Origin of the sequence: Sphingomonas sp. (assembly GCF_036387595.1) — a bacterium.
In the GTDB taxonomy this organism is placed as follows: Bacteria; Pseudomonadota; Alphaproteobacteria; order Sphingomonadales; family Sphingomonadaceae; genus Sphingomonas.
On record NZ_DASVTL010000108.1, the window covers coordinates 1 to 6,825 of the forward strand.

A 6,825-nucleotide genomic window follows, 5' to 3' on the forward strand; every position below is an offset into this window, starting at 1 on the left:
ACCAGCCGGCGCCCATCTTCGGCACCATCTCCAGCACCCAGTCGGTGATCGAGTCCGACGGGTTCAGCATCGCGAACTTGGACTTGTTCTCGCTGCCGCCACCCTTGGCCGCGACGTCGACATGGACCTTGTCCCCCGGCACCATCTCGACGTTGAGCACGCTCGGCGTATTGTCTTTCGTGTTCCGCCGCGTGAACGCCGGGTCCGCCAGGATCGACGCGCGCAGCTTGTTCTCCGGGTGCAGGTACGCGCGCCGCACACCCTCGTCGACGACCTCCTGCAGGCTCCTCCCGGTCGTATCGAGGCGGCAGTCCATGCCCCATTTCACGAACACGGTGACGATGCCGGTGTCCTGGCAGATTGGCCGATGCCCCTCCGCGCACATCCGCGAATTGGTCAGGATCTGCGCGATCGCGTCCTTGGCCGCCGGGCTCGCCTCCGCCTCATAGGCGGCTCCCAGCGCGCGGATATAATCCATCGGATGGTAGTAACTGATGAACTGGAGCGCGTCGGCGACGCTCTCGATCAGATCGGCTTCGCGGATGATGGTCATGGCCTCGGCCTTAGCCGCTCGCCGCCGCGCGCATCAAGCCACAGACGAATGGCCCGGACTCTATAGTCCGGGCCGGTCGCATTACTTTAGCGGAAGAAGCGGTTGCGCACCTGGACGACGCGACCCGAGCGGGTATCGACCAGCACCACGTCGCGGCCGTAACGGATCCAGCGCTGATAGCCGAAGCGCGGGCGTGCCAGCTGGTAGTTGGCATAATCGTTCACCCAGTAATTGCGGCCGTAATAGCTTGGCGCGAAGCGATAGCCGACGGCGACCGGGCGATAGCGATAACCCTGCGGCCCGCGGTACGCGCCGCCGCGATAGGCATAGCCGCCGCGATCGTCGCGATAATTGCCGCGCCGGTCCTGACGGAAGTCGCGACGATCCTCGCGCAGTTCGCGGCGATCTTCGCGAAGCTCCTGACGCGCGTCGCGGATGTCGCCCCGGTCGCCGCGCGCGACGGCGCGGTCGAGCTGACGGCGATCCTGCCGCACCTCGCGCTGGCCCTGGCGGACTTCGCCATAGCTCTGCGCGCTGGCGGCGGCGGGAACGATGACGGTGGCGGCCAGCGCCGCAATGATGAACTTACGCATGGATGATCTCCTGTACCTGTACGCCGCTGCGAACGCATCGGCATGGCGACTGGATGCACCCCCACCGCTGAACGGTCGCGGAATGGAGCTGTCAGGCAAGTGACAGGATCGGTTTACGTGCGCGTGAATCGCAGAGCCTGGGCCATAGCCGGATCCGCGCCGCGCGCGATCGCCTGTGCGGTCATCGGTACGATCACGTCCGGCACCACGCCCGCATCGGGCTGCGCAGTGCGCGCAAACGTGCCGATCAGCGGCAGATCGACCTCGGTTCCGGTCTCGGGCAGCCGCAGGAAATAGAAGGCGCCGCCGTTGATCCCGCGGCGATTACCTCCAGTCGTCCCGCCGATCAGCGTACCCAGCCGCTCGCGCTGCACCATCCGCACGAACTGGAACGTCGCCGAACTGTTCTGCGCGCCGGTCAGCACCACGACCTTTCCCTTATAACGCGCCCCCTTGGGCTGGATGACGGTGGCGCCGCACTCCGGCCCGGTCAATTGCAGGAAGCGCGCGTCATGGGGCGTGGCCTCCGCGCTCCAATCGTCGAACGCGCGGTCCCAGGTATCGAGATGCGGCCGCAGGTCGCCAGTAATGGTGCGATACCGCACCAGCCGCCGTGCGTCGTCGCTGACGATAGCCTGACGCGCAAACCGGGCGACCAGCACGTCGCCGCAATCCATCCGGCCCTCGTTGCCGCGCAAATCGACCACCAGCTTGGGCACTTGCTTCGCGATCAGCCGGTCGACCGCGTCGTCGATCCACGCCGTCCAATCCCATTTGCTGTTGTACAGGCCCCAGCCGGGCATCGTCAGGATCGCGGAACCCCCTCGGCGCGCGATCGTCCAGTGCGGGGTATCGACGCTCTGGTCGATCGTCGCCCCGCGCTGCGCCCGCCGTTGCGCCCGCCGTTGCGCCAGCGTGATGCCTTCGACGCGCGCCATCCGACGCCGCCCGTCCGCGCCGCGCACCGCCAAGTCGTAGCGCGGCCCGCCGCCGAACATCAGCTCGAAGAAGATGTCGAAGCTCTCATATCCGTCCTCGCCCTGCACGACATCAGCCGCCGCCGCTTGGCGTCGTTATGCCCGTCGGCGCGCGCCACCGTCATCAGCGCCGCCAGGATCTCTCCGGCCGGGCGCCCATCGATCGCCAGGATCTCGCTCCCCGGTGCGATGCCGGTGGCAAAGGCATCGGCGGTGACGATCATCCGATCGCCCAGCCACAGGAACGACAGCGGCAACCGCGGCGCCGCATCGAACAAGGCGGCCTGAACCCGCTTCTGCTGATTATAGAAATTGGCGTAGCTATGACCGCAGCGCACCGTCGCCAGGTGCTTCGACAACGCCAGATAAAAGGCCGCAGGCGTCATCGGCTGCCGCACCGTTTCGGCCGGCCAGTCGAACCGCGCCGTCGATTCGCTCGCGCGCTGATAGCGATGGAGGCCCGGATGCAGCGTCTCATACGCCCGGCGCAGCAATGCGACGTCCGCGGCCATCGCGCCGGTTGAAAAGGTCGGTGGCAACGGCGCGGGGCCAGGGTCCGCGCGCGCGGCCCAGGCGGGCAACACCGCGGTCGCCAGCATGGCGCCGATCGCAGCCCGGCGATTGTACCTGGCGTCCATGCGCATCCCCACCACGCCAGGATGCCAGCCGCCGCCTGCCGGATCAACGCACGCGAAAGGTCGCAAAATTTATTTTAGCCGCTTGCGCTTCGCGAACCCCGCAGAAGTCCGCGCGTCGCGGCGTCCGGACGCTCGCGCCGCCCACGGACCGGGCCGGATCGGGCTTGCTCCCCGAGCGTCCTTGCCACAATCCTTGGGGGGTAGGACGATGGCGGGTGCGCTACTGCTGGTGGACGGGACGGGACATGCCCATATCGGCGTGCCTCGCTCATGGACTGGCGGAGACTCTCGCTGCGGCCGCGATCCGGTGTAGGATCGGCGTCGGCCCCGAGTCGAACGGATAGAGAACGAGAGAGGGCTTCGAGTGGACTTCAGCAGCGAAGAGACAGGCAGGACGATGGCCAGCGATACGATCGAAGCCCCCCGGATCGAATCCACGCGGGTCGAGACTCCGGCGCCGCGCGAAAAGCAGGATAGCAAATCGGTGCGCCCAAGCATCTATCCGGTCGAGGTCGATCACGGCCGCGACGCGCTGCTGACCGATTTCGGCAAGGAGACGCTGAACGACCGCTATCTGCTGCCCGGCGAATCCTATCAGGATCTGTTCGTGCGCGTGGCGTCCGCCTATGCCGACGACGCGCCGCATGCGCAGCGCATCTACGACTATATTTCGCGGTTGTGGTTCATGCCCGCCACGCCGGTGCTGTCGAACGGCGGCACCGGGCGCGGCCTGCCGATTTCCTGCTACCTCAATTCGGTGCCCGACAGCCTGGGCGGCATCGTCGACACCTGGAACGAGAACGTCTGGCTCGCCTCGCGCGGCGGCGGCATCGGCACCTATTGGGGCAACGTCCGCGGCATCGGCGAGCCGGTAGGGCTTAACGGCAAGACCAGCGGCATCATCCCGTTCGTGCGCGTCATGGATTCGCTGACGCTGGCGATCAGCCAGGGTTCGCTGCGTCGCGGATCGGCCGCGGTCTATCTCGACGTCTCGCACCCTGAGATCGAGGAATTCCTCGAAATTCGCAAACCGTCGGGCGATTTCAACCGCAAGGCGCTCAATCTGCATCACGGCGTCCTCATCACCGACGCCTTCATGGAAGCGGTGCGCGACGGCGCCGAATGGGTGCTCAAAAGCCCCAAGGACGATTCCCCCCGCGCGACCGTCGATGCGCGTTCGCTGTTCCAGAAGCTGGTCGAGACCCGCCTCCAGACCGGCGAGCCGTACATCGTCTTCGCCGATCACGTGAACAAGGCGATGCCCAAGCATCACCGCGATCTGGGGCTGAAGGTCTCGACCTCGAACCTGTGCAGCGAGATCACTTTGCCCACCGGCCGCGACCACCTCGGCAACGATCGCACCGCGGTATGCTGCCTTTCGTCGCTCAACCTGGAAACCTGGGACCAGTGGAAGGACGAGAAGGGCTTCGTCGAAGACGTCATGCGCTTCCTCGACAACGTCCTCCAGGATTACATCGACCGCCACGAACCCGGCATGGAGCGCGCAGCCTATTCCGCGGGGCGCGAGCGCTCGGTGGGTCTCGGCGTCATGGGCTTCCACAGCTTCCTCCAGGCCCGCGGAATCGCGTTCGAGGGCGCGATGGCCAAGTCCTGGAACCTGCGCATGTTCAAGCAGATCAAGGGCCAGGTGGATGAGGCTTCGATGCAGCTCGCGATCGAGCGCGGCCCCTGCCCCGACGCCGCCGACATGGGGGTGATGGAGCGGTTCTCTTGCAAGATGGCGATCGCGCCGACCGCGTCGATCAGCATCATCTGCGGCGGCACCAGCGCGTGCATCGAGCCGATCCCGGCGAACATCTACACCCACAAGACGCTGTCGGGCAGCTTCTCGGTCAAGAACCCGTATCTGGAAAAACTGCTGATCGAGAAGTCGAAGAACTCGGACGCGGTGTGGAATTCGATCCTGGAGCAGGGCGGCAGCGTCCAGCACCTCGATTTCCTCGGTGCGGAGGAAAAGGACACGTTCAAGACCAGCTTCGAGATCGACCAGCGCTGGCTCCTCGAACTCGCGGGCGACCGCACCCCCTATATCGACCAGGCCCAGTCGCTGAACCTGTTCATCCCCGCCGATGTCGAGAAATGGGACTTGCTGATGCTCCATTTCCGCGCGTGGGAATTGGGGATCAAGTCGCTCTATTACCTGCGTTCCAAGAGCGTCCAGCGCGCCGGGTTCGCAGGCGGGGTGGAGGCGGACAACACCATCGAGAAGCCGACATTCGACCTGGAAACGACGGATTATGACGAGTGTCTGGCGTGCCAGTGAGGTGCTTGCGGCCACCCTCACCCTCCCAAGCCTGACGGCTTGGGCCCCTCCCTCTCCCAGAGGGAGAGGTGTATTCCCTCTCCCTCTGGGAGAGGGAGGGAGCGCCGCAGGCGCGGAAGGGTGAGGGTGTGCGAGCGTATGAAAATCACCGGTCCGGCACCGTCCAGCGCGCCCGCAACCTCCGCCGCGACGCCCCCGAACCCGAACGCCGCCTGCTCCGCGCCCTGCGTGAGGCATTCCCCGACCTGAAATGGCGTCACCAGACGCCGGTCGGCCCCTATCACGCCGACATTCTGTGCTTCAGCGAGAAAGTAGTCATTGAGGTGGACGGAGACACGCACGCATGGACGGCGGAATACGACGCCGCCCGCACCCGCTTCATCGAACGCGAAGGCTACCGCGTGCTCCGCGTGACGAACAACGACGTCATGCAAAACCTCGACGGCGTAATTGCATCTTTGTCCCTCTCCCTCCGGGAGAGGGAGGGAGCGCCGCAGGCGCGGAAGGGTGAGGGCAGCACCATCGCCGAAGGCAACCCCGCATGACCAGCGCCGCCCTCACCCTTCCCACCGCTAACGCGGCGGGCCCCTTCCCTCTCCCGGAGGGAGAGGGAGTTGCGTGCTCACTCCTCCTCGAACGCCACCGCCACGTCGCCGTTCGCGCTCAGCCGCACGACGCCGTCCTCGACATCGGCCACCAGCCCCAGCGGGATGAAATGGTGATGCCCTTCATGGCTGCCCATCGCGCCTTCGATCTGCGCACCGGAATCCTTCTTGGTCAGCTTGATCCGGTCTCCCTCGACCTTGTCGACGGTCCCGACATGCACCCCGTCCGCGCCGATCACTTCGGCATGTTCCTGAATCCGGCTCGCATCGACCATTTCGTCTCTCCTGCGTTGATGTCAGCAGCGCAACGTCCGCGCGTGGGAATGGTCGCATGAGCTACAATGTCGTCGTGATGTATCTGGTCGCCGCGGTCCTGTCGGTCGCGGGCACCGTCATGCTGCTGCGCCTGCGCCGCCCGACGATCACCGAGCGCAAGACCTATGCTTACCGCATGGTCGGCATCATGCTGGCGTCCGCGGGCATCGTGCTCGCCATGTCGGCGACCGCGATGTGGTCGTGGAGTGGGCCGGCATGAGGTCGCTCATTGTCCTCAGTGTTTTGCTTATGGGGTGTGGGAATACAGCACCGTCCGCGACGACGACGCTTTACCGCAACTCGTCGATGAGTCCGACAGCGCGGGTGCATTTCGCCACCTTCGATGCCCAAGAGTCCGATCCAACGTACAATTCCACAAACTGTGCGATGGCCGCCAAGCTGCTAAATGCAAATATTAAAGCCATGAATGACGACAGCCAGCCAGTCGGTTTCTGGTGCGAGCCCGGGAGCTACGACGCAGAAGGCTTAACACCCGCTACGTTCGACGCAAAATTTCCCACCGAATAGAAAACTTACCTCGGAGTAATCCCCATGTCCCTCCTCCACGCCTCCAAGCAGTACAAGCCCTTCGAATACCCCTGGGCGTTCGAATTCTGGAAGCGCCAGCAGCAGCTCCATTGGCTGCCCGAGGAAGTGCCGCTCGGCGAGGATTGCCGCGATTGGGCGCAGAAGCTCAGCGATCACGAGCGCAACCTGCTGACCCAGATCTTCCGCTTCTTCACCCAGGCCGATGTCGAGGTGCAGGATTGCTACCACGAGAAATACGGCCGCGTGTTCAAGCCGACCGAGATCAAGATGATGCTGACCGCGTTCAGCAACATGGAGACGGTGCACATCGC

10 protein-coding genes are annotated in these 6,825 nt (G+C 65.1%); 5 read left to right on the forward strand and 5 right to left on the reverse strand.

Annotated elements, in window-relative coordinates:
- The 4 genes from VF643_RS12385 to VF643_RS12400 all read right to left on the reverse strand — a co-directional run.
- The coding region (locus tag VF643_RS12385) for a fumarate hydratase (protein ID WP_331043699.1) at positions 1–553 on the reverse strand (553 nt) is incomplete at its 3' end.
- Positions 554–639: 86 nt separating this feature from the next.
- Positions 640–1,146, reverse strand: a complete 507-nt coding sequence (locus VF643_RS12390; RefSeq protein WP_331043700.1) for an RcnB family protein — start codon at positions 1,144–1,146, stop codon at positions 640–642.
- A 113-nt stretch (positions 1,147–1,259) separates the two neighbouring features.
- On the reverse strand, positions 1,260–2,192 hold the full coding sequence (locus tag VF643_RS12395) for a S41 family peptidase (RefSeq protein WP_331043701.1): 933 nt from the start codon (positions 2,190–2,192) through the stop codon (positions 1,260–1,262).
- Entirely contained in the window at positions 2,144–2,761 is a 618-nt protein-coding gene (locus VF643_RS12400; RefSeq protein WP_331043702.1) for a hypothetical protein, read from the reverse strand. The genes VF643_RS12395 and VF643_RS12400 overlap by 49 nt, the downstream gene beginning before the upstream one ends.
- A gap of 397 nt (positions 2,762–3,158) precedes the next feature.
- Between VF643_RS12400 and VF643_RS12405 the strand changes: the two genes are divergently transcribed.
- Entirely contained in the window at positions 3,159–5,045 is a 1,887-nt protein-coding gene (locus VF643_RS12405) for a ribonucleoside-diphosphate reductase subunit alpha (protein WP_331043703.1), read from the forward strand.
- Positions 5,046–5,173: 128 nt separating this feature from the next.
- A complete protein-coding gene (locus tag VF643_RS12410) occupies positions 5,174–5,590 on the forward strand; it encodes an endonuclease domain-containing protein (RefSeq protein WP_331043704.1) in 417 nt (138 codons plus the stop codon).
- A gap of 77 nt (positions 5,591–5,667) precedes the next feature.
- Here the strand turns inward: VF643_RS12410 and VF643_RS12415 are convergent, their stop codons facing one another.
- A complete protein-coding gene (locus tag VF643_RS12415) occupies positions 5,668–5,925 on the reverse strand; it encodes a DUF2171 domain-containing protein (RefSeq protein ID WP_331043705.1) in 258 nt (85 codons plus the stop codon).
- A 56-nt stretch (positions 5,926–5,981) separates the two neighbouring features.
- On the opposite strand from VF643_RS12415, the gene VF643_RS12420 reads away from it, so the two are divergent.
- The 3 genes from VF643_RS12420 to VF643_RS12430 form a co-directional block, all read left to right on the forward strand.
- Entirely contained in the window at positions 5,982–6,185 is a 204-nt protein-coding gene (locus tag VF643_RS12420; RefSeq protein ID WP_331043706.1) for a hypothetical protein, read from the forward strand.
- The gene (locus VF643_RS12425; protein WP_331043707.1) at positions 6,182–6,493 is read left to right on the forward strand and encodes a hypothetical protein; all 312 of its coding nucleotides are present in this window, start codon (positions 6,182–6,184) and stop codon (positions 6,491–6,493) included. The genes VF643_RS12420 and VF643_RS12425 overlap by 4 nt, the downstream gene beginning before the upstream one ends.
- A gap of 24 nt (positions 6,494–6,517) precedes the next feature.
- Positions 6,518–6,825 (forward strand): ribonucleotide-diphosphate reductase subunit beta (locus VF643_RS12430; protein WP_331043708.1); only part of this gene is annotated, 308 nt, incomplete at its 3' end.